This is a genomic window from Thermanaeromonas sp. C210 (genome assembly GCF_013167955.1).
Lineage (GTDB): Bacteria > Bacillota > DSM-521 > Neomoorellales > Neomoorellaceae > UBA12545.
This window is the reverse complement of sequence record NZ_BLWF01000012.1, coordinates 1-875: the sequence shown is the minus strand read 5'-3', so window position 1 is coordinate 875 and position 875 is coordinate 1. Positions and strand designations below refer to the sequence as shown.

Here is an 875-nt window from a genome sequence, read left to right as displayed (position 1 = left end):
ATAAACTGCCTGATGGTCGCTTGTATGTGGGATGGAAGGGAAATATATACTCGTTAGAGCCCTTGGAGTTCACAACTTCCTCTAAAACACGGAGTAATACTGAGCCTGCCCTTACTCCCCAAATCGGCGAAAAGGCAGGCTCTACTTTGGTCCGTAGGCCCGCTAAAGACCATCCATGGCGTAAGCCATGGAAACCCCGCAGGCCTAATTATACCACTTCTACTCTAACAGAATCACAGACGAATTTTACCTGACATTTTCATTGACGCTTGACACGACGCGAGGTCCTGACCCATCCCCAGTTTCCCTTCTAGGCCTCCTTGACTTCCCTCGCTTCGGAAACCCTCGCGGGCCAAGACTGGTACTCGATTTTCGGACGCCGGCGGGATCCCCGGCTCCTTCGGCTTCCGTGCTACACAAGCCGGCCGCAGAGCCCCCTTTAGGGCTCGGGTCCGCCCCGTGTGTCCCCCCTTTCGACTTCGTACGGTCCGGCTGCCGCTTGCGGCTTAGTCCCTCCCTTTCGAGGCAGGGCAGGCCACTCCGCCAAACGAGGGAGAATAAATCGACCTGAGGCGACCCCGGTGAAGAATACCGGTATACCCCACCAACCGATGCCCTGCCCCCTGGGGTGCAGGGGGAGGCCCGACCGACCCGAGGGGGCCGAGGAGACCTGCGGATTTCCGCGGGTCTCCCCAAAAGGTGGTAAACCGCCAGCCGTCAAAACTGGACCCGGGCCTACTCCACAATTTTGGTTACCACGCCGGCGCCGACGGTACGGCCGCCCTCCCGGATGGCAAACCTTAACCCTTCTTCAATGGCAATGGGGGTGATCAGCTCGATGCTCATCCGGATGTTATCCCCAGGCATGACCATCT

The 875-nt window shown here is 58.5% G+C and carries 1 pseudogene; it reads right to left on the bottom strand.

The features are described 5' to 3' along the window. Positions 1-735: 735 nt before the first annotated feature. Positions 736-875: pseudogene (tuf, locus tag TAMC210_RS13170) on the bottom strand (elongation factor Tu); the annotation flags it as partial.